Source organism: Saprospiraceae bacterium (assembly GCA_016713025.1).
In the GTDB taxonomy this organism is placed as follows: Bacteria; Bacteroidota; Bacteroidia; order Chitinophagales; family Saprospiraceae; genus OLB9.
Genome location: JADJPZ010000003.1, coordinates 512,095 through 536,458, shown reverse-complemented (window position 1 = coordinate 536,458; position 24,364 = coordinate 512,095). Strand labels below are relative to the sequence as shown.

19 protein-coding genes, 1 tRNA gene and 3 pseudogenes are annotated in these 24,364 nt (G+C 37.9%); 8 read left to right on the top strand and 15 right to left on the bottom strand.

Going from position 1 to position 24,364, the window contains the following annotated elements; all coding sequences use genetic code 11:
- The first annotated feature begins 45 nt into the window (after nucleotides 1-45).
- The 3 genes from IPK35_05140 (at nucleotide 46) to IPK35_05130 (ending at nucleotide 3,200) form a co-directional block, all read left to right on the top strand.
- Nucleotides 46-1,059, top strand: a complete 1,014-nt coding sequence (locus IPK35_05140; protein ID MBK8052666.1) for an outer membrane beta-barrel protein — start codon at nucleotides 46-48, stop codon at nucleotides 1,057-1,059.
- A gap of 23 nt (nucleotides 1,060-1,082) precedes the next feature.
- Nucleotides 1,083-1,868, top strand: coding sequence for a Fic family protein (locus IPK35_05135; GenBank protein ID MBK8052665.1), 786 nt, complete (start codon nucleotides 1,083-1,085; stop codon nucleotides 1,866-1,868).
- 252 nt (nucleotides 1,869-2,120) lie between these two features.
- Nucleotides 2,121-3,200 carry a HAMP domain-containing histidine kinase gene (locus IPK35_05130; GenBank protein MBK8052664.1) on the top strand — a complete coding sequence of 360 codons (1,080 nt, stop codon included), beginning with the start codon at nucleotides 2,121-2,123 and terminating at the stop codon, nucleotides 3,198-3,200.
- On the opposite strand, the gene IPK35_05125 is transcribed toward IPK35_05130, so the two are convergent.
- The 4 genes from IPK35_05125 to IPK35_05110 are packed head-to-tail and all read right to left on the bottom strand — an operon-like array spanning nucleotide 3,185 to nucleotide 8,575.
- Nucleotides 3,185-3,511, bottom strand: a complete 327-nt coding sequence (locus IPK35_05125; GenBank protein ID MBK8052663.1) for a DUF4286 family protein — start codon at nucleotides 3,509-3,511, stop codon at nucleotides 3,185-3,187. The two genes, IPK35_05130 and IPK35_05125, sit on opposite strands and share 16 nt — an antisense overlap.
- Nucleotides 3,512-3,556: 45 nt before the next feature.
- Nucleotides 3,557-5,368 (bottom strand): tetratricopeptide repeat protein, encoded by a 1,812-nt coding sequence (locus tag IPK35_05120; GenBank protein ID MBK8052662.1) that lies wholly within the window; start codon nucleotides 5,366-5,368, stop codon nucleotides 3,557-3,559.
- Between the two features lie 55 nt (nucleotides 5,369-5,423).
- Nucleotides 5,424-6,857 (bottom strand): hypothetical protein, encoded by a 1,434-nt coding sequence (locus IPK35_05115; GenBank protein ID MBK8052661.1) that lies wholly within the window; start codon nucleotides 6,855-6,857, stop codon nucleotides 5,424-5,426.
- A complete protein-coding gene (locus tag IPK35_05110) occupies nucleotides 6,854-8,575 on the bottom strand; it encodes a PD40 domain-containing protein (protein MBK8052660.1) in 1,722 nt (573 codons plus the stop codon). The genes IPK35_05115 and IPK35_05110 overlap by 4 nt, the downstream gene beginning before the upstream one ends.
- Nucleotides 8,576-8,750: 175 nt before the next feature.
- On the opposite strand from IPK35_05110, the gene IPK35_05105 reads away from it, so the two are divergent.
- Nucleotides 8,751-9,272, top strand: a complete 522-nt coding sequence (locus IPK35_05105; protein ID MBK8052659.1) for a GNAT family N-acetyltransferase — start codon at nucleotides 8,751-8,753, stop codon at nucleotides 9,270-9,272.
- Nucleotides 9,273-9,321: 49 nt separating this feature from the next.
- Here IPK35_05105 and IPK35_05100 read toward each other — a convergent pair whose 3' ends face one another.
- The 3 genes and pseudogenes from IPK35_05100 to IPK35_05090 form a co-directional block, all read right to left on the bottom strand.
- Nucleotides 9,322-9,771 carry a translation initiation factor IF-3 gene (locus tag IPK35_05100; GenBank protein MBK8052658.1) on the bottom strand — a complete coding sequence of 150 codons (450 nt, stop codon included), beginning with the start codon at nucleotides 9,769-9,771 and terminating at the stop codon, nucleotides 9,322-9,324.
- Entirely contained in the window at nucleotides 9,768-9,911 is a 144-nt protein-coding gene (locus IPK35_05095) for a hypothetical protein (GenBank protein ID MBK8052657.1), read from the bottom strand. Before IPK35_05095 ends, IPK35_05100 begins: the two co-directional genes overlap by 4 nt.
- 184 nt (nucleotides 9,912-10,095) lie before the next feature.
- Nucleotides 10,096-12,650 (bottom strand): annotated as a pseudogene (locus IPK35_05090) (ATP-dependent Clp protease ATP-binding subunit).
- Nucleotides 12,651-13,329: 679 nt separating this feature from the next.
- On the opposite strand from IPK35_05090, the pseudogene IPK35_05085 reads away from it, so the two are divergent.
- Nucleotides 13,330-13,713, top strand: a pseudogene (locus IPK35_05085) (STAS domain-containing protein).
- A 436-nt stretch (nucleotides 13,714-14,149) separates the two neighbouring features.
- Here the strand turns inward: IPK35_05085 and IPK35_05080 are convergent.
- From IPK35_05080 to IPK35_05055, 6 genes and pseudogenes are all read right to left on the bottom strand, one after another.
- On the bottom strand, nucleotides 14,150-14,512 hold the full coding sequence (locus tag IPK35_05080) for a hypothetical protein (protein MBK8052656.1): 363 nt from the start codon (nucleotides 14,510-14,512) through the stop codon (nucleotides 14,150-14,152).
- 11 nt (nucleotides 14,513-14,523) lie between these two features.
- The gene (locus tag IPK35_05075; protein ID MBK8052655.1) at nucleotides 14,524-15,285 is read right to left on the bottom strand and encodes a saccharopine dehydrogenase NADP-binding domain-containing protein; all 762 of its coding nucleotides are present in this window, start codon (nucleotides 15,283-15,285) and stop codon (nucleotides 14,524-14,526) included.
- Between the two features lie 419 nt (nucleotides 15,286-15,704).
- A complete protein-coding gene (locus tag IPK35_05070; protein MBK8052654.1) occupies nucleotides 15,705-16,373 on the bottom strand; it encodes an ABC transporter permease in 669 nt (222 codons plus the stop codon).
- Nucleotides 16,370-16,546 (bottom strand): hypothetical protein, encoded by a 177-nt coding sequence (locus IPK35_05065; protein MBK8052653.1) that lies wholly within the window; start codon nucleotides 16,544-16,546, stop codon nucleotides 16,370-16,372. Before IPK35_05065 ends, IPK35_05070 begins: the two co-directional genes overlap by 4 nt.
- A gap of 65 nt (nucleotides 16,547-16,611) precedes the next feature.
- The gene (locus IPK35_05060) at nucleotides 16,612-16,902 is read right to left on the bottom strand and encodes a hypothetical protein (GenBank protein ID MBK8052652.1); all 291 of its coding nucleotides are present in this window, start codon (nucleotides 16,900-16,902) and stop codon (nucleotides 16,612-16,614) included.
- Nucleotides 16,895-17,801: pseudogene (locus IPK35_05055) on the bottom strand (ATP-binding cassette domain-containing protein). The gene IPK35_05060 and the pseudogene IPK35_05055 overlap by 8 nt, the downstream one beginning before the upstream one ends.
- Nucleotides 17,802-18,270: 469 nt before the next feature.
- Between IPK35_05055 and IPK35_05050 the strand changes: the two are divergent.
- From IPK35_05050 to IPK35_05040, 3 genes are read left to right on the top strand one after another with little or no spacing between them, the layout of a single operon-like run.
- Nucleotides 18,271-18,612 carry a carboxypeptidase regulatory-like domain-containing protein gene (locus tag IPK35_05050; protein ID MBK8052651.1) on the top strand — a complete coding sequence of 114 codons (342 nt, stop codon included), beginning with the start codon at nucleotides 18,271-18,273 and terminating at the stop codon, nucleotides 18,610-18,612.
- Nucleotides 18,576-19,811, top strand: a complete 1,236-nt coding sequence (locus IPK35_05045; GenBank protein MBK8052650.1) for an outer membrane beta-barrel protein — start codon at nucleotides 18,576-18,578, stop codon at nucleotides 19,809-19,811. Before IPK35_05050 ends, IPK35_05045 begins: the two co-directional genes overlap by 37 nt.
- Before the next feature lies 1 nt (nucleotide 19,812).
- Entirely contained in the window at nucleotides 19,813-20,697 is an 885-nt protein-coding gene (locus tag IPK35_05040) for a TonB-dependent receptor family protein (protein MBK8052649.1), read from the top strand.
- A gap of 388 nt (nucleotides 20,698-21,085) precedes the next feature.
- Here IPK35_05040 and IPK35_05035 read toward each other — a convergent pair.
- Together IPK35_05035 and gcvP are read right to left on the bottom strand one after the other, a co-directional pair.
- Nucleotides 21,086-21,158, bottom strand: a tRNA-Lys gene (locus IPK35_05035).
- A 104-nt stretch (nucleotides 21,159-21,262) separates the two neighbouring features.
- Nucleotides 21,263-24,136 carry an aminomethyl-transferring glycine dehydrogenase gene (gene gcvP, locus IPK35_05030; protein MBK8052648.1) on the bottom strand — a complete coding sequence of 958 codons (2,874 nt, stop codon included), beginning with the start codon at nucleotides 24,134-24,136 and terminating at the stop codon, nucleotides 21,263-21,265.
- Between the last annotated feature and the right edge of the window lie 228 nt (nucleotides 24,137-24,364).

Genomic DNA, 24,364 nt, shown 5'->3' with positions numbered 1-24,364 from the left:
CAAACAATCATTTTAGATTTTTAAGTAAAATAAAACCCTATTACCATGAGTCAGAAATCAAACATTTTATTGGTTGCATTTTTATGTATGTCAACATTTGCTTACAGCCAGAGTGATGCACAGGTCAAACTGGACAATATGAAATATTACCTTTCTGTGATCAAGGAGTACTCTCAATCAATGAGATATTATGCTGATTCGATCAAGATAGTACAACTACTTGATCAGATGGATGAGATTACTTTATCTTTGGAAGATGAAGTGAATAAGATAGTGGTTCCGGAGGTCATAGACCAGTCCACTGACACCAATCAAGAGACGCCGGAAAAAGACCCTGAAGTCTCCAATGAAGAAAAAACTAATACTGAAATGAATCCAACTCCCAAATTTGAAGATTATGAAAAAGAAAGTAGCGGTTCCGCACTTTCAAAAATGCTGCCTTTTAAAAATAAATTTAACACAAGCATAAAGTTTCAATTTGGGATCAATTCTCTCATAAAATCTAAAAACCCTGCTCAGGGTATCCTTTCTCCCGAGATTGCTACAGGAGGATCATGGTATTGGGATATTGCCTTGGTGAGAAAAGCGAGATTAGGAGGTAAAGAATCAAAATTTGCGCTGAATTATGGAATAGGTTATTTAAAAAACACCTATAAAATTGAAAATGATCTTCGTTTGGTAACAAATAGTCAGAACAAACCTGAGTTTATTGCGATTCCTGAAGTTAAAGATCATCCTGTCATAAATACAGGACATATCAATATTCCGCTATCATTGACCATCGCGGTGAGCAAAAAAGTCAAATTTGATGCCGGAGGTTATTTGGGTTATAGAGTAACTTCATCTCAGAAAATCTCACTAAAAATAAATAATGAGTTAATTAACGAACACCGAAGATCTGCCTATAATTTCAATAATTGGGTGTACGGCACTCATTTTGCAGTGGATGTATCAGGTTTTGATCTGATATTCAGATACAACATGTCAAAACTATTTAAAGATAGTTCGACACATGATATGAATACCTGGATGATTGGAACATCATTCAGCTTGTTTTAGTAATTTTTTCATATTCTTAAATAATGGCCAAGTTCAAAATCTTAAACGATGTATTATTAAATGATTATTGTAAAGAAGTGGGAGCAACTTATCTGAAGCATTACGAATTACTTCAGGAAAGTGAACTAAGTATTAGCACGTTTAGTTTTTATACATCGGTATCAGCTGTGTTTTCGTCCAAAATTGAGGGCGAACCAATTGAATTGGACAGCTATATAAAACATAAGAGATTTGGAATTAAGTTTCTGCCGGACTACACCAGAAAAATAGATGACTTATACGATGCTTATCAATTTGCAAAATACCATACGTGTACTAAAAAAAACATAGAGGAAGCACATAGAATAATTACAACTCATATTTTACCTAAAAAAAAACAAGGAAAAGTGCGAACAAGTAATATGTTTGTGATTACCGGCGATGGAAGAATTGAATATGCAGCAGTTTCCCCATTTAAGGTTGATGCAGAACTGGACAAGTTTTATACTGATTTGGAGTATCTTCTTAATGCTGATTTAAATGTTCAGGAGATATTTTATTATGCTTCATTACTGCATTTGGTTTTTGTCAAAATTCATCCATTCGATGACGGAAACGGCAGAACTTCAAGATTAATTGAAAAATGGTTTCTTGCAGAGAAACTTGGTGAAAAAGCCTGGCTCATTCAATCAGAAAAAAATTATTATAACAAACATCAAATATATTACAAGAATATTCGATTATTGGGTTTGGAATATGAACTACTGGATTATTCTAAATCAATGTCCTTTTTGCTGATGTTGCCTCAATCATTATCATCAGATGAGTAATAAAAATATCGAACAAAAATATTGGGCATATCATTTTTTCATTCAATTGTTATAAAATTCCTTTTGTCTTCCTTTATTCATTTTTTGGCTGCATTTTTGCTCTGTAAATACAGTAATAATACAAAGTTAAGGAGTTTTTACGTTTAGATATTGATGGCATTATTCAATAAGACAAATTATTGGAAAATTATTTTAATGATTCTGGGCGCCGGTATTCTGGTGGCTACAATCTTGTATTCCAATTTTTTGGCTATGAAACTGAGAGAAAATGAAGAAAAAAATATAAACCTCTATATCAAAGCCTTAACAGAGCTTGCCACTACCAACAATTTCGGTGATGATGTGACTCTGGCATCAGAAGTACAGGCATCATTCCCATTGCCAGTGATTTCTGAGGATGAAACCGGATTGTTGGAAGGCATGAATTTCGATGATGATGAAAATCAAAATCAAAAGTTCCTAAATAAAAAAAAGGAGGAATTTTTAGCTTCTGACAAACAGCCTTTAAATGGTCCTGGTGGATACGCCAAATATATTTACTATTTCAATTCTCCTTTGCTCGATTATATCAGGTTATTTCCTCTGGTACAAGGTCTATTGGTGAGTTTATATATCGCTCTGGGTTATTTTTTATTCAGTTCATCCAGGAGAGCTGAGCAAAACAGGGTGTGGGCTGGTATGGCCAAAGAGACAGCACATCAGCTCGGCACACCGATCAGTGCCATCATCGGATGGATAGAGTATCTGCGTGACCACTTCAAAGATGATCCGGGCCAGCTTGATGTGGTCAATGAACTTAATAAAGATGTAGAAAGGCTTGAACTTGTAGCTGACAGATTTTCAAAAATTGGCTCAGAACCAGTACTTCAGCAAGCAAATATTTATGAGGAGCTGGAAGAAGTAAAGGAATATTTGCAAAGAAGATCGCCAAGAAAAGTAGTGTTTGAGTTTTTTCGCCCCGAAAGTGATATTTTTGCTATGATTAATAAGCATCTATTTGCATGGGTGATAGAAAACCTTGTAAGAAACTCTCTGGATGCCATGGATGGTAAAGGCCGCATATGGTGCAAGATCTATAAACAGAACAACTATGTATATATAGAACTGAGTGACACGGGACATGGCATACCCTCGGGAAAATTTAAATCCATATTTAATCCCGGCTATTCTACAAAAAAGCGGGGATGGGGATTAGGTCTCTCACTTGCTAAAAGAATTGTAGAAGAATATCACAAGGGAAAGATTTTTGTTAAGTCATCAAAACCCAATGAAGAAACTAGTTTTTGCATCGTTTTACCACTGACTGTAGCCTTTCATCAGCCAAAAATGTAGTTTTCAGCTTCGATTTGCATGAGTGTTCTGAAAGCCACGTATTTATTAATGTATCTTTCAGCATGTGCTTTCTGCAGATCATTTGCATATCGTTGCTGATAGTTTTCAAAGGCAAGCATATCAGGTGCTATGTATTGGACAGCATATCCGATACCATGCTCATCATCATCTCCCAATATACGTGTGAGCCTATATGACTCAAAACATCCTGTAGCCATCACCTCAGGGATATGAACATTTTTCATCCACTCCAACCATTCCGGTTGACTGGCCGTTTCTATTTTTATAGTGATATTGTATAGTATTTTCATTCTAAAAAAATACAAAATAGTGACTTTTATTCATATGTAGCATTCTCAAAGCTCGTCACCTCTCAATATTCTGAATCTTTGACGGGCTTCTGCGGCAAATGTGCTGCCACTATAGTCCACAAATATTTTTTCATAAAGTGGTTTTGCCTTTTCCGGTTCTTTCAGTTTTGTTTCATATATCTCTGCCAGCTCAAATAGTGCATTATCAGCTCTGATATCATCCGGAAATTTATCAATAATGGTTTGATACATCGTGATCATATCGTCAGTTTTTCGCAACTTTCTGAATATCTGCGCTTTGGTGTACAGGATATCATCTTCGAGGCTGTGGTCCGGAAAAATGATGATGATAGAGTCGAGCTTTTGAAGTGCTTCTGTATATTTGTTCTGAAAAGCCAGAAGATCGGCCTGTGCAAACATCTGCAGTGTAACTTCAGTAGTATCCATACCCAGATTATCCAGGATAAAGACGGACATGTCGATGGCGTCATTGGATATGAGTTTGGAAGTGGCGCCTTTCAGGATATTAAACTGTTCCTGTGCCCATTCAAAATCTCCGGCATAGTATGATAGTTTGGCATTTCTATATCTCGCATTTTCTCCCACCTGGCCTTCTTTAAAGTCTTTGTCTACCTGACTGAATAGGAGACTTGCTTCCCATCTGTCTCCACTCATCAGATAATAATCACCCAAGGATAGTTTAGCTCGGGCTATGGCTTCGGGCGACAAGCCCCCAAACTCCTTCATTTCTTCCAGAATCATGATGGCGGTATCGAGCTCATTGACATAAAGTGCTTCAAATTCAGCAAACTCCTGCATGAGTGGTGCGGTCTGCGTGTTTCTTCCCATTTCTTCGAGAAATGAGTTGTATTCGGCTTTCAGAGCCAACAGATCTTCCTTCGAATAATTGAAGGATTCTGTCACTTTAGCTTTTTTACTATTTAACAATCCTCGTTTGGAGTCAAGGTAATAGCTCGTATTCCTGCCATGAGTATTTACAATATATTGGTAGGCTTCGATGGCGGTATTGTAATCTTTATCTTTGAATGCTACATCGGCAAGATTAAAAACTCGATTTCCATTTTCTTCAAACTGTCTGTCCAAAGCTCTTGCTTGTCGCAGTGCTTTATCGTATTCTTTCTTTTGAGTGAAAGTCCACTGGAGTAGCTCTCCATAATGAGGTATAGTCGTTTTTTCCTGTATTTTTTGATATAACTGCTTTTGCAATTCATCATAATCAGCAACGGACAAAAATCTCTGCAGACTCGTCTGAATATTGATACTGGATGGTTCTTTTTCTGCGGTAATAAGGTAGTACTTGATCATGTTTTTTACATCTCCTTGTCTTCGGTAGAGATCTGCAAGATTGTAGACGTACAGATTTTGGACATTGGAGATTTTTTCACCTTTCAGATATGTTTCAATCGCAAGATCATATTTGGCCAGGTTGGTAAATGATGATGCCAGGTTTGCAATATTTCCCGGATCGGGATCAAGTTTGTCGATGGCTTTGCGATATTCTGTTTTGGCTTTTTCATGCTGGCCTTGCCTTTCGAGAAGATTGCCATATGCAACAAACAGAGACACATCAGAAGGTGAGTTTTTTATTTCATTTTGTATGATCTGTGTTGCTTTTTCATATGACCGCAGATCGATAAGACACTGAATATACCAATTGAAATAGGACTTATTTTTGGGATTTTCCTTGTACAATGATTCGTATATCTGAGCTGCTTTCTCATATTCACCGGAGTTGTAATATTCTACAGCCAGTCTGTACTTTTGCTGAGCAAAACCTTCATTAGAATACAAAAGTGATACGAAAACCAAAAAAAGTATCTTAAGTATATTTGTCATTTCTTACTTTGTCGTCCTGTAGAAGTATATAACACAAATCTGATACCAATGTTTATTACCATCCCGGTATAAGATTGATACCAAATCTAAATCTGGATCCCTGAAGTAGCGGCATAGCATAATATGGCTCAATAATCAATGCCCCGAAAAGATTGATTCTCAATGATGCCCCTACGGTGGTAATAAATGTAGGTTTGGCTGTTCTGGTTTCATAGAATGGCCTTCCTGAAGAGTCAAGTATGATATTGCCTTTTTCGTCTCTGGATATAAAATCATACGGTTTGCCTTCTGAAAAGTCATTAAAGCTATCAAAGACGACACCACCGTCGACAAACACATTTAAATCTGTAAGTAAAAATGAAGAAGGTATCAGTGAAAGCCTTTTGGGTCCGGTAAACGGTAACCTTACTTCAACGCTTCCCAAGGCCATTTTTGAACCTACTAATTGGCTGAAGGTAAGGCCAAGAGACTCTACATCATTATTGAGTATGGATCCGAGACCTCTTACAAAACCCATATTTCCTAAAAACAATGGGTACACGCTGTTTACCTCTTTTTCCCATCTGAAATAATTGGTGCTCCGGACCGCTATACTTACAGGTTTCATCCAGAAATATTTCCTGCCGTCCACCAGAAAGCCGGTATAATTATCATTGCCTATAAACTGCTCCACACTTACCCTAAAACGATGGCCGGCGAGTGGTGCTGTCAGCCCGAAAAAGGAATTATCTCCTACAAATGCCACATTGGCATTAGCACCTGTTCCTTTTTGAATAGTATAATATCTGTCAAGCACTAACTGATCTTCTGTAGGTATCCTCGTTCTGTCAGATGCGAATAGCTGATATCCCCTGAACTGATCGCCAACATAGTAATCATTGTATTCATCCCATCTGAAGCTCCTGAAAGTACCGGCTACACCACCTTCAAGCCGTAATGTTGTTGAAAACGGGTAATGAGCAAAAACATTTAGTCCCTGGTCAAATATTCTGATAAGATTGGTGGTTGCTTTAAGTGCAGGAAATATATTACCTCTGCCATCATCTATTGTCGATTGCGAAAAATCCTGATACCCTGTCCTTAGAGGAACATGGCTCAAGCCAAGGCCCCATGCCAATTGATTTTTTCTGTTGATATAGCTGACCATGCCACCCATATCCAGGATCTCACCATTGAGAGCGAGTTGGGAGTACAGCTGATGATTGCCCAGAAGATCACCAAAGAGCATGTCCACACCACCTTGCAGACCTACTGCATTTCTGAAGTTGTTATTATTGACTCCTGCACCAACTCCGGCGCCACCTCCTATGTAGTCCAATTTGAAATTTGGACTGTATGCTATGTTTTTAGTGTTTGGTTTGATTTTTTTAAGGTCATTGTCTGCCTTAGCAAAGCTATTATCTACGATATCAATGCTTTGAACATTAGAGACCGGGAGCATTCCCAATGTTTGATCTATAGTGCGGGTATCAGTTATTTCTTTATTCAACAGCTCATCAGATGATGCTTCATATATCGTGTATTTGCTATCAAAATAGTGAGTATAAAGTACCCTGTCCTTTTTGAACTGGCTCTGATGGCTGGTGATATACCACTGATACCACTGATACCTGTCAGAAGATCCGTCATTTGATACACTTTGGCACCTGACCTGTCATATTTGTACAGATTGCGCATTCCATCCCGGTCACTTACAAAATAGAAATTGTCCTGATGATCAAAGACAGGATTAATATTGTCTACACCGTTGAAGAAATCATATATCTTAATGGTTCCGCCCGGATAATCCATTTCGGCAATGTCATATGTATACTTACCTTTGTATCTGCCGTTGACGATACTATTTTTATCATAACTGAATATGAGTTTACTTCCATCAGAAGAAAAACTAGCCATATTCTCACTATAAATATCGTTGGTAAGTCTGGTAGCTTTCTGAGATTGAAGTTTGATGACATACAGATCAGGCTGACCTTCCATCATCCCGGTGACTACGACTTCTTTGCCATTGGGATGGTATACAGGATTGACAAAGGCATCAAGATTGGGCACATTGATGGTTCTTAAAGTTTTGCCGGTATCTGCATCCTTTATGACCAATACATTTTTTCCTTTTTTGATGCCTATGAAGGCAAAATCCTTACCATTGGGCGACCAGGCTCCTGATGACTCAAGCGCATTGATGTAGTCGAGGTCCCCGGATTGAGACAAACTGGTGACTTTGTTCAAAATCTTGCCCTTTGTGGCATCAGCGAGATAAAGGTCGGTATTAAAAACATCTTTTTCTGACAGGAATATAACATACTTTCCATTTGGGCTCAATGCCGGAGACAAATTCATTCTCCCGGCATTTTCTTCAGAAATGAGTTTTTTGCCTCGCGGCTTTTCTTTACGTTCAGCCAGAACAGGTTTATATTGTGTATTAAGAGCAGCATGCCACATGGTGCTGATAGTTTTTGTGTCCATCCCGAATGCATCAATAAATCCAAGCTCCAATCCATATTTTGCTGTACTTTCAAACATTCTGTTGAGCTTGTCATCTCCAAAATATCCTCCCAAAAATGCCAGTAGCGAGTGTCCATACCTGTAAGGGAAGTACTTAAAATTATTCATTTTACTGATTTCCGGCAGGTTTTTGTTGATGATGGCATCCCGCATCCACATAGCTGTAAAAGGATCTTTTTTGCCTATAGAAAAGTATTCAGCCATACCTTCTATCATCCAAAGAGGAGTATTGGCCAGATTTTGCATAGCAGTGGAATCACCATTGAGTATATTGTTGAACTGGAAGGCATGAACCAACTCGTGAACCAAGACATGATGTGTAGACTGCAGAGAAAATGTGACCGGCATCACTACTCTGTTTTTTAGTGCTTCAGTAACACCTCCAGTACCTATACCTATATCACCACCTATGGTATTTGTCTGCTGAAATTCCGCATGATTATTATAAAAAATGATGGGATTTTTAAAGAGTATATCTTTGCCGAATATTTTTTTGTGATTGTCATACCATTGTTCAGATACTTTGGCAAGGTAACCCACCATTTCCGGATTTTTCATGTAATGGTGAATTTTGTAATGAGGCGTTTCCACTACTTTGAAGTCGAAAGTTCTGTACCTTGGCTTGTTCCTTCCAAAATATTGTCCGTAATTTTCAGTAAAAACTGAAATGATCAGAATTAATGAAATAATTAACTTTTTCATTTTCAAGTATTGTTTGTTCTATAACAATATAAGACTGAAAAATATCATTTTGTATTCAACTTTTATCAATTTTTTAAGAAAAAAATTACATAATTATGATAATTTGTAATTTTGAAAGCTGACTTTTGTCTAATATGTCAGAATTTTTTTTTACTCATCTCCTTTAGGACAAAGTATGGATGATTTTTATATAGAAAAAGTAAGTGCTGAGCTCATTGATGATTTGAGAAATATTTCCATTCAAACTTTTACTGAAGCCTTTTCAGATGCAAATTCTACAGAGAATATGTCCAAATATATTGAGGAAAACATGTCTTTGGAAAAACTTCAATCTGAGATCCATGACATTAATTCTGAATTTTACTTCTGTAAAGAAAGATGCAAGATCATAGGATATCTAAAACTCAACTTTCAAAGTCAGCGCCATTCGGAGTTCGGAGTTGCATCAGTTGAACTGGAGAGAATTTATGTGTTGAAAACTTATCATGGTAAGCAGGTAGCTCAAAAACTAATCAACCTAAGTATCGAATTGGCGAAAAAAAGAAATGCTGATCATATCTGGTTAGGTGTTTGGGAAAACAATCACAGGGCCATAAATTTTTATAGTAAAAACGGATTTACTGCTTATGATTCCCACATATTTGTGTTAGGAGACGATGCTCAGAGAGATATATTGATGAAGCTGAGATTAAAATAGTCAGCAACTATTTACACTTGAAAATGGGGTAAAATACCGGTTTTTCAGTTTATACTTTTTTCTTCTTCGGTGAGATCATGACGATCATTCTTTTTCCTTCGAGCTTTGGCAATTCTTCTGCAGCGCCTATCTCTTCGAGCTCTTTAAGAAATCTAAGTAGAATCAACTCGCCCCTATCTTTAAATACGATAGCTCTTCCTTTGAATTGGACGTAAGCTTTTATTTTATCACCGTCTTCGAGAAACTTGATAGCATGCTTGACTTTAAATGCGAAGTCATGGTCATCAGTATTGGGTCCGAATCTTATTTCCTTAATGACTGTTTTGGCAGTTTTGGCGTTTAGTTCTTTTTCTTTCTTTTTACGGTCATAGATAAATTTTTTATAATCTATGATTTTACATACAGGTGGATCAGCATTTGGGCTTATTTCTACGAGGTCCATTTCCAGTTCTTCAGCCCATTGAAGTACGTGATAGGTATTATAGATACCTGTCTCTATAGTTTTTTAGCCACTTCGCTGACTTCATCAAAATTTTCCCCAACTAATCTTATTCTTGGAGCATTGATTTCACGGTTCAGTCTGTAATTGTACTTATCATCCTGTACTTTTGCTTGGGGTTGTACTCGTCCTTTAGCCAAATGTTTTTCGTTTTTGTTTTAAAAATGCAAATATATAAATTATAATATTTCTTAGACAGAATATTTCACTTTCTTTTATACGCAAAATAAATCGGTTCTATAAAAATGATTTGACCAACATTTTGATTTTGAGTAAGGACGAAACGTACTCCTTCTTTAAGTATATGTCAATGAAAATAATTTCTTACTCTCTTATGTCTTCCGTTGTATTTGCTTCTGAATGCAACATCACAATTAAGCCGGATTTATCTTCGTTGATGTCAGCTATCAATTTAGTGCCTTTTTCAGGATTTTCATTCAGAATAAATTCTGCTAACGGATCTTCGACATACTTTTGAATAGCTCTGTTGAGTGGTCGTGCACCAAACTGCGGGTCGCACCCTTTTTCTGCAACAAAACTCTTAGCTTCATTTGTCATGGTCAACTCAAATTCAAGATTATTCATGCGCTTAAACAAATGCTTGAGATTGATGTCAATAATCTTGAAAATATGCTCCTGATCCAAACTGTTGAATATGACTATATCGTCTATTCTATTGAGAAATTCAGGTGAAAATGTTTTTTCAAGGCACCCTGTATGATGGCTTTGGTGTTTTCTTCTGAAGCCTCTTGTCGTGAAGAAGTGGCAAATCCAAGTCCCTGACCAAAGTCTTTCAGTTGCCTGACACCAATATTGGAAGTCATGATGATCAGTGTATTTTTAAAATCTACTTTGCGACCAAGACCATCGGTCAATTGCCCATCATCCAGTACCTGAAGCAATATATTGTATACATCAGGGTGGGCTTTTTCAATCTCATCCAGCAATATAACTGAATATGGTTTTCTTCTCACTTTTTCCGTGAGTTGTCCACCTTCCTCATATCCAACATAGCCCGGAGGCGCGCCTATGAGTCTCGAAATGGAGAATTTCTCCATATACTCAGACATATCAATGCGAACCAAAGCATCCTCACTGTCAAACATATATCTTGCAAGGGCTTTTGCCAATTCTGTCTTACCTACCCCGGTCGGGCCTAAAAATATAAATGAACCTATAGGTTTAGTTGGATCTTTGAGGCCAACTCTGTTCCTTTGAATGGCTTTTGTGACCTTAACGATTGCTTCACTCTGACCGATGATCATCCCTTCAAGATCCTGTGTCATTTTTACGAGCTTGTTGGACTCGCTTTGGGCTACTCTTTTTACAGGAATGCCTGTCATCATGGAAACCACTTCAGCGATATCATCTTCATTGACGGGATATCTTCTGGTTTTTGCTTCTTCTTCCCACTCTTCTTTGTTCTGCTCCAGTTTACGGAGCAACTTGGATTCCTGATCCCTTAAGTCCGCAGCTCGTTCATATTGCTGACTTTTTACCGCAAGGTTTTTTTGTTCTTTTACGGATTCGATTTCTTTTTCAAGATCCTCAATGTATTTAGGTACATGGATATTTTTTAAGTGGGTCCTTGCGCCGACTTCATCCATTACATCAATGGCTTTATCCGGAAAAAACCTGTCCGAAATATATCTTTCGCTTAGTTTTACACACGCTTCTACTGCATCATCCGAGTATGTAACATTGTGGAACTCTTCGTATTTGGATTTGATATTGTGCAGTATGTGGACTGTCTCTTCAGGAGATGGTGGATCTACCATCACTTTTTGAAACCTTCTATCAAGAGCACCGTCTTTTTCTATATATTGTCTGTATTCATCGAGCGTGGATGCGCCAATACATTGTAGTTCACCTCTTGCAAGGGCAGGTTTGAAGATGTTGGATGCATCTAATGATCCAGTGGCACCACCTGCGCCTACTATAGTATGAATTTCATCAATGAATAAGATGATATCTCTGGCTTTTTCAAGTTCAGTCATGATGGCTTTCATACGTTCTTCAAACTGGCCTCTGTATTTGGTTCCGGCAACAAGAGCTGCCAGATCCAGCATAACTACACGTTTGTTGAAAAGTGTTCTGGAAACCTTTCTTTGAATGATTCTCAGTGCTAGACCTTCAACAATGGCTGTTTTTCCTACTCCGGGCTCACCTATGAGGATCGGATTGTTCTTTTTTCTCCTGGATAGGATTTGAGATACTCTTTCGATCTCGACATCTCTTCCTATGATTGGATCAAGTTTTCCTTCTTCTGCAAGTCTGGAGACATCTCTTCCAAAATTATCTAAAACAGGAGTCCTTGATTTTCCGGTAGTCTTTCGCGTCGAACTGTATTGATCTCCCGAATCATCGTCATCTATAGGCAGATCAGAATCAGACGGGGTATGCCCCATAAAATCAGGTGCATGACCTTCAAGTTCCTGTCTTACATATTCGAGTTCAGCTTTGAATGCTTCATAATCCACATTAAAGTCGGACAAGATTCTGTTGGCTATGTTTTCATCATGTTTTAAAATAGAAAGCATAAGGTGTTCAGGTTTGATTTCTTCACTCCTGAAAACTTTTGCTTCAAGTGAAGTGACCTTCAGTACTTTTTCAGCATGTTTATTCAACGGGATACTTCCGAGATTGTACGCAGGCTCATCTGCAGATCTGAGTGTTTGAGTGAGCTCAATTTTGTGTTTGAGTTCATCCAGATTAACTTCAAGGGAATCCAGTACCTTTATAGGGAGACTGTCTTTTTCCTGGAGCATTCCTAATAAAAAATGTTCAGTACCAATAAAATCATGTCCCAACCTAATGGCTTCTTCGCGACTGAGCTGTATGATCTTTTTTACTTTTGGCGAAAATTTTCTGTTATGCATTTATCTATTGTATTTCATTTTAATTTTGAACATGGTCTAACAAAATATAAGCTTCCATGTTCTCTTCGACTTATAATTTAACAATTTCGTGCCACAATTTTATTTCTGCTATTATGGCATACAAAATCAAAATCAATGTCGTTTAGTTAAAGTATTTTTACTTGTTTTTACCCATCCTAAATCCTTCCCTTAAAAAGGAAGGATTTCATAATATGGCCTTATCTAAACGACATTGAAATCAAAATTATCAATTTAAATGTAAAATTAAATAATTATACAAATTAAATGATAAAAAATTACCTAAATCATTGTTTTTAACCATTCATTAACCGAATGAAAATTAAAATGATGTCCTTATAAGGTAAATTACAACCTAAAAAACAGCGATCGTGATTTCAATAAATTATCTCTTTTATTGCTCTTTTTGTATTTAACACAAATATAATAAAGACTTTTAAATATTATTATTATTTGTAATATATTTTTTATTTTCTTGACAAAAATATTGCGATTGTTATTTTCAAAGATATAATTTAAATATTTTTGTGAAATGTGCTACCTTTGCACCCCATCGCTGATGAAACACTCTCAAGCTCCTCAACACTAAGAAGGAGAATGATTAAAAGTGGGGTACTATATTGTTGGTGAGATAGGACAAATTTTTAATAATTAAACAAACATGAAGTTTACATTAGATAAAACAGAGCGGTACTCTATAATAAAACTGCACGAAGAAAATCTTAATTCGATCCTTGCGCCGGATTTAAAGTCAGAATTTGTGTTTTCAGTAATGAAGGTGTGAGAAATTTGATTTTGGATTTATCAGATGTGAAGTATGTCGATTCGTCAGGCTTAAGTGCCATTCTGACAGCTAATCGATTATGGAAAGATTATGGTTGTTTTGTATTGACGGGAGCCAACCATCCGGCTGTCAAAAAAACTTATAGAAATATCGAGGCTTGAATCTATACTTACTATTATTCCTACTTCTGAAGAAGCCATAGATTACGTTTTCATGGAAGACATTGAGAAGGAATTGACAGCGGAAGCTGATGATGAATAAGAGTTTGTTACAAATTTTTACTGAATATTTGCTGTTTAGAGTATGTCTAAACTTTTAACCTTTGTCTCCCAGTGACAAATTTTATTTTAGCCACTGTTATATTTTTTGCCATACCGCGTCAAGCTATGCTTGATCTTTTGGGACGTTTGTGTCCTGATCAAGATGTTTTTTGAATAATTTGTCTTCACCGGATATATTAGTATTCGCTGCGAGCAGCTGCTCACAGTTCCTTCACACTTCGATTTAGCTCAGTGCAGACACGGTCAAGCATCGTATTTGAAAAGAAGATGTCATTTTTTGAATAAGACAAAGAAGGGTGTAGTATTGTCAGTATAAAAAAGAATAGTAACCACCCATGTACATGGCTGTTCAACCCCAAAATGAGCATTTTAAGTGGTACTTCAGCTTTTTTTAGTCAATATTTAGTGACACTATTTCAGCTGACTACTATTCCCGCCTTTTGGAGCCTCTCCACCAAAGGCATACCAAATGCTTCTACAGGCGTAAGTACTCCATATTTAATGGATTTATTTTTTATACTATCTGATAGTGTAAATGCAGCTTGAGCAAACATTTTGGCCGTCTCATCATAGCCCGGGTCAGCACCTGAAATCCTGGTGACCGCTCCACCCGAAGGAGAAGTCCCAAAACATATGACTTCAAACTTACTGTTGGCTCTTCTTTCTGCGCTCGGACCTGTACCGGGCTTAAACTTGCTGAACATCCTCTCCCTGAAACTCTTAAATCTGACCATAATCGCTGCTGCTGCGATGGGAAAGACAGTCTTGAATACTTTCATCAGGGATGATCTTACAAAAACTGTGCGTACGATACAGCTTGCCCATATTCATCAGGTAGTCGGTAAGCACTTCTCTTGACTATGTGAGGATCTACCACAGGCATAGGAATGGCCCAAGCTCCGATTTCTTTACTAAAGTGGATCTTTAAAGGAATCCGCGGAGCGTCAGGATGGCGTTTTATCTTTGTTTTGATGGATTTCTTCTGCGCTTCCTGATGTAATGCTTCTATGGCAGTAGTCAGTGTTCCTCCTGAAAATGTTGCATTGGTGCGAATGAAACCTTTTAGGGATTTGGGCTCGTGTTGAGGAAGTTTTTTGGCAGTAAGCCACGCTGCATAGTCAGCCGGAATACTGTCAAATCCGCAGCAATTGACGATACAGGATTTTTGCCCGACAGCATGATCAAAATAGCTATTATAAATATCTGCTATAAAGGAAGGCTCACCGGTGATATCAAGATAATGTGTGGATGTCTCTATACAAGCCTGAACTACTTTTTTCCCATATCGACTAAATGGTCCTGCGGCACTCATGATGATGTGACCTTGAGATGTCATCTGACACAAAGAATTGTAGTCATTGACATCCGCCGTTATTATTGCGGGCGTATTTTCATTAAGGTTTTTGACCAGATGAAGGAGTTTTTCCTGATCTCTTCCGGCAATGGCCCATTTAATATTTTCTTTAACGGCATGTTCTGACAGATATTTTGCAGTGATCTGACCTGTAAATCCAGTCGCCCCGAAGAGTATAATGTCATATATTTTGTCCATATTTTTTATTTGTAAAAGTATGATAGGTTGCAAACATACTATATACTTATGAAATATTAAGAATTATAAATTCTGAATTGAAATCAGAAACCACAAATACCTTAAATCTTGCTCACCATCTGTCGAAATGCAACAGGTTTTAATTTATTTAAAGGGTAATGTCGTTTAGATAAGGAATTTTTCTTAGTTTTTACACTATCTAAATCGTTCCCTTAAAAGGGAAAGACTTCATAAAGATGTCTTAACTAAACGACATCTATTTAAAGGTTAAATACGGAATTTCATTCAAAGATACATTACCTATCCTTTATAAAACACCCACTTTGCCAACTCCTTAAAACTTGCCTTCTTACCGTACATCAGGATGCCTACTCTGTATATCCTTGCAGCTATCCATACCAGAAATATACTAAAAATGATCAGTGATACCACAGAGACACCAATCTGCCACCAGGGAGGATCAAAGGAAGCCTGACTGGCATCACAATGGATGACAACAATGGTATCATGCTTGACCATACTGCAAGACTACTATCCGGGGCATTGACCGCACTGAAGCCGATATACATCGAAAACATCAATGGCATCATCACCGGTAAAGTCAGTGATTGAGCCTCGTTGATATCCTCACCCACTGCCGATCCTATGGCTGCAAAAAGTGCTGAATACGCAAAATAGCCTCCCAGGAAATAAAACAAAGTCAATGGCAGGATCTTCCACCAGTTCATCGCCTTGATTTCTATAAATACCTGAGCTATTTTATCCTGAGAAGACATAGCCATTTCTTCCACCGGCATATTTCCTGTATTGATTTGACTCATATTGTCGGCATTCAAACCGAAAAGTGTGGTACCTATAACCATGATCAGTGGCATCAGAATCATCCAGATACCTATCTGAGTCAAGCCTACCAACGCCACTCCGATGACCTTGCCCATCATGAGTTCAAATGGTTTGAGGGATGAAATGAGAACTTCTATGATTCTATTGATCTTTTCTTCCATGACAGACCTCATCACCTGCATGCCATAAACAAGAATAATAAAAAACATGGCATACCCTACGATACCACCCAAAACTGAACTCACCACTGTCGTGATAGAACTAATTTTTTATCCTCGAGTATGGTGACCGGCTCAGCTGTGACATCGGTGTCAAGGTTTTTAAGTATCTTCTCGTCGATGTTGAGCTTTTTCAATTTATAATTCCGGATTTTTTTACTGATTGCTCCTTCTATACCCATATTTTCATCCAATGCCAACTGTTCGTCTGAGTGATACTTATAAGTGTACTTTGACGCCAGCGAATCTTTCAGCGGAGGTACTTCTATGATACCATTGATCTTTTGTCTTTATATAGCTCAAACTGTTTCTCCAGTGCATCATCGTTGAACTGAAAAGTAAGATTGTCTCTGGTTTTTAATTCTTTTTCGAGCAGCCCTGAAGGATCATAGACGTTGATTATCTTTGATTTGTCAGATCCTGTCCCCATGATAAAAACCACTGCTACCATAAATACCAAAATACCTAATGGTGTAAGCAATGTGGTAAGTATAAAGGTTTTATTCAATACCCTGGTAAGGTATTCGCGCTGTGTGACTAGCCAGATTTTATGCATTGTTTGATTCTACTTGTTTGATAAAAATTTCATTTAAAGTCGGGAGAATTTCATTGTACTGAATGATATTGACATTCTGATGCAAAAGCCCCTTCAGCAATTCGTTGGATGCATGCTGATGGCTTGTTTTAAAAATAATTTCGTTGCCAATGGCAGAAACTACATCAAACGCCGAAAGAGCAAAGTTTTCAGGCAGCTGCCCTTCATATTTTACACTGAACATATGTTCTTTGAAGTCATTTTTATTTTGTTTACATTGCCATAGAGTATGATTTTACCTTTATTGATCAGAACTATGTCTTCACATATTTCTTCTACTTGCTCCATACGGTGTGTCGAGAAGAGTATGCTCGCACCTTTTTTTTTTTTAGTTGATATATTTCATCTTTGATGAGGTTGCTGTTGATAGGGTCCAATCCAGAAAACGGTTCATCGAGAATGATCAGTTTCGGATCGTGCACTACGGTGGCTATAAACTGCACTTTCTGGCTCATACCTTTAGAGAGGTCGCCTATCTTTTTGTCCCACCAACTCATTATTTCAAACTTATCCAGCCACGCTTTGAGTTTTACTTTTGCATCTTTGCTGCTGAGTCCTTTGAGCTGTGCAAGATACAGTAATTGTTCACCTACTTTCATTTTTTTATACAAGCCGCGCTCTTCAGGCATGTACCCTATTTCATTTGGGTGAAGATGATTGAGCAGATGTCCGTTGAGATAAACCTTGCCGCTATCTGCTGCTGTAATCGTCGTGATGATCCGAATCAGTGACGTCTTACCTGCACCATTGGGTCCAAGCAGGCCAAAAATAGATCCTGCCTTTACATCAAAACTTACATCATTGACAGCGACATGATTGGCATATGCTTTTACTACATTTTGTAGTGATAAAACATTCATAAGTGATATGTTGATTTGGTGCAAAGATATACATCACGGTGCATAATAATTAAAAAAGTTCGACGAGATAGCTTTTTTCACCGAAATAATACGATTTATGGACTTTATTAAAATAAGTACCATAAAAAAGCGATTGAATAAACAGGTGGAAAATTTCTGACAATAATGATGAAAGTAATAAAAATCAAAGAACGAGTGCACTCCCTCCATTTTAAGCCATTTTAAGAGAGGGTTAGGGTAGGTAAATTTAAATAAATGAATCAAAGACTATTTTCAATTATCAGTTATCAGAGCCTTTTTGTCGAAATAATACGATGTTGGTCTTTTTTTTTTACACCATGCAACAAAACTGAAATATTTGTGTCTTTAAGCTGCATTGGAAGTTCTAAAAAACGGGTATTAAGTAGTAAAACAGAGTTTTATTGAACAAACAACGGCTTGTATTTAAAATCAAAACAATTATGCCAAAATTTTTACCTTCATTTTTTATTCTATTATTTTCATCTTTTTTTCTTTCACATACGCACAGGGATTTACAGTCTCAGGCAATATCAATGATGAAAAAGGAGAAGGTATTCCCTTCGCTACCATTATACTGAAGTCAGCACTTGACTCCAGCTTGATCAAAGCCGATATTACTACAGAGACAGGAAGTTTTACGTTTGAAAGACTCAAGTCTGGTAAATATTTTGCAGAAGCCAGTTATGTAGGCCTGACAGAACAAAAATCTGATATCTTCACAATCGAAAACCAATCAAAACGCTTCCGCCGATTGTGCTCAAAGAAAATGCCAAACAACTGGAAGAAGTAGTGGTGACTGCTCAGAGAGCATTGATAGAAGTTAAAGCTGACAGGACAGTATTTAATGTTCAGGGTACTATCAACTCAGCAGGAGAAAACGGCCTGAATCTTTTGAGAAAAGCTCCTGGTGTATTGGTAGACAATAACAATAGTATTTCTGTGCTGGGCAGAGCAGGAGTATTGTTGTACGTGGATGGCAAAAGAGTGCCTTTGACTGGTGATGATCTGACCAATTATCTCGAAAATCTGACCTCAGAGCAGATAGACAAAATAGACATCATCACCAATCCCGGTTCCAAATATGAAGCTCAGGGCAATGCCGGTATCATCGATATCCGTCTCAAAAAGGATAAAAATCTTGGCTCCAACGGATCTGTGAGCACTACATACGGTCATGGAAGATACGGCACCGGCAATTTCAATGCCAATGGAAATTATAGAAATAAAATTCTCAACACCTTCGGTGGAGTCGGATATAATCAAGGTGTCAGATGGAACGAAATGATATTTGACACCTACCAGAATGGCATCAGACTGCTGGAGACCAATCGCTCTACCAATGATTACAATGGAGTAAATGGACGATGGGGGACTGACTTTTTTCTCAATAAAAAGAGTACCTTAGGATTTCTGGTAAGTGGTCAGGTAAATGGTTCGGACAATGCCAGTAATAACAGAACTATGATCTCGGCTGAGAGCAATCCCAACAAGATAGACAGCATACTCACAGCACCTAATACATCAGATAATAAAAGAAAACAAGCTACCTTTAATTTGAATTATGCTTATGTATCAGGAAAAAACCGACTCAATATAGATGCTGATTATGGCACATTCAGAAATGAAGCAGATCACTTCCAGCCTAATTATTATTTTAACTCAGGTGAATCCAATATCATCAGTCAAAATATCAACTCCTACAATACACCTGTAAAAATAGACATCGCTACGGCCAAAGCCGACTTTGAAACAGAACTTTTCGGTGGAAATGTAGGTGTCGGTACAAAATTCAGCAATGTAGCAACTGACAATACTTTTTTATTTTTCAATATCAAAAATAATGTTTCAGCAAGGGACGATCGAAGATCCAATCAGTTTAAGTACCATGAAAATGTTTACGCCGGATATCTGAATTATTCTAAAAACATCAATGCTAAATGGAACGCATCCGCAGGCCTTAGGGTAGAAAAATACGGATGCTACCGGTGATTTGATAGCATTTATTCCTGAACTCGATGAAGCGCCGGTTGATTTCAATTATACCAGTTTTTTCCCTTCAGCAGGAGTGACTTATCAACACAAACCTGAGCATTCGTTTTCACTCAATTATGGCAGACGTATCAATCGCCCTGACTACAATGTACTGAATCCATTCAGAGAGCAACTCAGTGAGTTGTCATATAGTAAAGGAAATAAGTTCCTTCAACCTGAAATAGTAAATAATATTGAGCTTGGTTATACATTAAAATACAGATACACCTTTAAACTGGCTTACAGCAATACTTCCAATCAAATTACGCGACTGTTAGGACCTGATGAAATTGATCCAAGAGCAGGATTCATTAGCTGGGACAATCTGGCAACTCAAAAATTATATAACGCCAATATTTCTCTACCTATGGACATCACCAAATGGTGGAATGCGTATATGAATTTTTCAGCATCCTACACCGACAATCAGGCCGACTATGGAAGCGGCAAAGTTGTAGATGTACAAGCGGGTTCATATAGTTTTTTTCAGCAACATACGTTTAAGCTCGGCAACCAGTGGAAAGGTGAAATATCCGGCTGGTATAGTGGTCCGGGAGTTTGGGGCGGAGTTTTCCTATATGACCCAAGCTATAGTCTCAATCTCGGATTGCAGCGCAAATTTATCAATGAAAAAATGAATGTCCGGCTTAGCGTGGGAGATATCACTTACCAGTCAGGATGGAGCGGTGTATCCAGATTCAACGGACAAGTTGGCAATGGCCAGGGCAATTGGGACAGTAGAAGGGCTTCATTGAGCATCAGTTACGATCTGGGCAATAGTAATGTAAAGTCAAGAAGAAGGAATACCGGAATAGAAGCAGAAAGTAAAAGGGTGGGGGGGTAATTTACTCTTGACTAATAAAAATTTTTTTTTCCAATTGATGTGATTAGATGTCTTATTTTTGTTAACCTAAATAACTAAAATGTGATTCGTTGTGAGAGCTTCAAATACAATCCGCCGCGGCGGAAGCACTTTTAGCGACAAATGATAAAAGTTGAAACATGCCTTAAACTTAAGTTAGGACTTTAGTTCTTCGATTTTTTCATGTATATCATCAATTTCTGACATGATGCCGGAATTAATGGGAACATATACTTATGATAAATTTGTCAAAAGTATATAATATCTCTTATTGTATTTATTTATTATATTTGTGGAGGGGTAGCACCTGTGTAACTTCTGCGATAAAAATAAAAAACCCTGATAATCAAAGGATTATCAGGGTTTTTCGTGATCTGGCTGGGACTTGAACCCAGGGCCCATACATTAAAAGTGTATTGCTCTACCAACTGAGCTACCAGATCTCCTTTAAAGAGCCTTTCTTCAAAAGCGACGCAAAGGTAAGCTTATTTTTTATTTCACAAAGATTATTTTTAAAATTTTTACCCTATTTATTTTCCAGTATATTTTATTGGGTTATATAACTTTCTGTGGGCGGGCAGACACATACCAAATTTCGATCGCCATAGGCTCCGTCGACTCTTGCTACTGATGGCCAGAATTTATGTCCAAGGCGAAGATATGGCAAGGGATAAGCTGCCTTTTCTCTGCTATAGCTAAATTTCCAATCATCGCTGACAACCATAACTGCTGTGTGTGGTGCATTAGTGAGTACATTGGATGTAGCATCCATCTCCCCTGATGCCACCTGATCAATTTCTTTCCTGATCTCCAGTAAAGCATCACAGAAACGATCCAACTCTCCCTTGTCTTCACTTTCAGTTGGTTCTATCATGATGGTGCCAGCAACTGGAAACGACAATGTTGGCGCATGAAATCCGTAATCCATCAGTCGTTTGGCTACGTCTTCAGCACTGATTCCAACGTCCTTAAACTGACGAAGGTCTACTATCATCTCATGAGCCGCTCTGCCGTGTTCTCCTGAATACAAAATGTGATAAGCTCCTTCCAATCTTGATTTGATATAGTTAGCATTTAAGATGGCATATTTTGTAGCATTGGTTACACCATCTGCTCCCAGCATTCTGATGTAGCCGTATGATATCAGCAAGATACTTGCACTTCCCCAAGGTGCAGAAGATACTGCAGGAATTGATTTGCTGCCACCGGTCTTTATTAATGGATGGCCCGGAAGAAATGGTGCAAGTTTGCTATTTACACAAATAGGACCCATACCAGGACCGCCACCTCCATGTGGAATTGCAAATGTTTTGTGGAGGTTGAGATGACATACATCAGCGCCGATAATACCTGGGCTGGTGAGGCCAACTTGAGCATTCATATTGGCACCATCCATGTACACCAGTCCTCCGTGATCGTGGATCAGGTCACAAATTTCTTTGATAGAAGTTTCAAAAACACCGTGAGTACTTGGGTATGTGATCATCAGGCAACTCAATTTATCTGAATGTTGCTCTGTTTTCAAACGAAGGTCATTCATGTCCACATTACCTCTTTCGTCACATCCTACGACCACCACTTCCATACCACACATAACAGCTGAAGCGGGATTGGTACCATGTGCTGAAGAAGGTATGAGCGCTATATTCCTGTGTAATTCATTACGATCTTCGTGATAGGCTCTTATGGTCAACAAACCTGTATATTCGCCCTGTGCTCCCGAATTGGGTTGTAAAGAGCATGCATCAAATCCTGTAATTTCGGACAGATATTCTTCCAATTCATTGAAGATCTGTTGATAGCCCAATGTCTGTTCTGCCGGTGCAAATGGATGGATAGACGAAAATTCAGGCCAGGAAACAGGTATCATCTCGCTCGCTGCATTGAGTTTCATTGTGCACGACCCTAATGAAATCATGGAGTGGACAAGAGATAAGTCTTTATTTTCAAGACTTTTGATATATCTCATCATCTTGCTTTCGGTATGATAATTCGAAAATACAGGGTGGGTCAAAATATCTCCTGTTCTTACCTTAACTCCAAAGGATGCATTTCTTTCACTACCATCAAATGTATGATTTATATTGAAAACTTTCGAAAATATTGTAACAACATCATCAACGTCTTCAAGACTTACGGTTTCATCAAAAGAAACAGAAACCATATCATTACCTGTATAGTAGAAATTTATTCCTGCTGCTTCACTTTCAGATCTTATTTTACTGATCTTATCAGTATCTGTTTTGATAGTGATGGTATCAAAATAATATGTATTTGTCACATTCAAATTCATGACCCTGAGATTGTGTTCAAGAATTGATGTATTTTTATGAATGTTACCTGCAATTTGCCGTATGCCATCCGGACCATGATATACGGCATACATACTTGCCATAATGGAGAGCAGCGCTTGTGCTGTACAGATGTTGGACGTGGCTTTTTCTCTTCTTATATGCTGCTCTCTGGTCTGAAGTGCCATCCTAAGTGCAGGATCGCCATTTACATCTACGGACAAACCAATGATTCTCCCTGGAATTACTCTTTTATTGTCCTCTTTTGTAGCAAAATACGCAGCATGAGGTCCACCATACCCTTTGGGTACGCCAAATCTCTGACTATTACCAATTACTACATCTGCACCCCATTCTCCCGGAGGTGTTAGGAGTGCAAGGCTCATGATATCAGCAGCTACAATGACTTGTATCTCTTTATCATTACATCGTGAGGCAAATGACGTATAATCATGTACATTTCCTTCACTATCAGGATATTGGATCAGTACACCAAAGTAATCATCAGAAAATTCAAAAGTTTTCCAATCTCCGGCCACTATTTCTATATGTAGAGGCTTCGCTCTGGTTATGATGACATCCAAAGTCTGACGGTATACTCTATTGTCTACAAAAAATTTTTTTGCAGGGTTAGATTTCCGTTTTTTATTGTGTATGCCTTCGCACATGGCCATAGCCTCAGCAGCAGCAGTACCTTCATCAAGCAATGATGCATTGGCTATTGGCATAGCTGTAAGATCTGAAATCATTGTCTGAAAATTGAGCAAAGCTTCAAGCCTTCCTTGTGCAATTTCTGCCTGATAAGGTGTGTACTGAGTATACCAACCCGGATTTTCAAAAACATTACGTAAAATCACAGTCGGCACCAGAGTATTGTAATAGCCCTGACCTATATAGGACTTATATACTTTATTTTTAGAAGCTATTTTATGAAGAGTGGAAAGATATTCGTGCTCTTGTAAGGCATCAGGAAGATTGAGCTTCTTGTCCATTCTTATGCCCGGAGGCACAGTCTCATCTATCAGCTGGTCAAGTGAGTCCACTCCGATAATTTTAAGCATGGCTTCTTTTTCAGCCGATGAAATACCTATATGACGTTTTGCAAAATGATTTAAAATATTTGTAGACATTTGATTGTATTTGGTTGGTTGTAAAACGAGCTTCAAAGGTAATGGTTTTTTATTTTAAAAAAAAAGAATGATGTTGTTCATCATGGAGTGAATGTTTAGACTTTGTTTCCTCCAGCATCGTCCACACATTTTACCCCTGCTAGGGCAAGTTTTCCCTGCTAGCGCAAGTTTTCAACTTGGGCTTCTGAATTGCCCATCATTAATTGTGAGCAAAAAAGTTACATACAC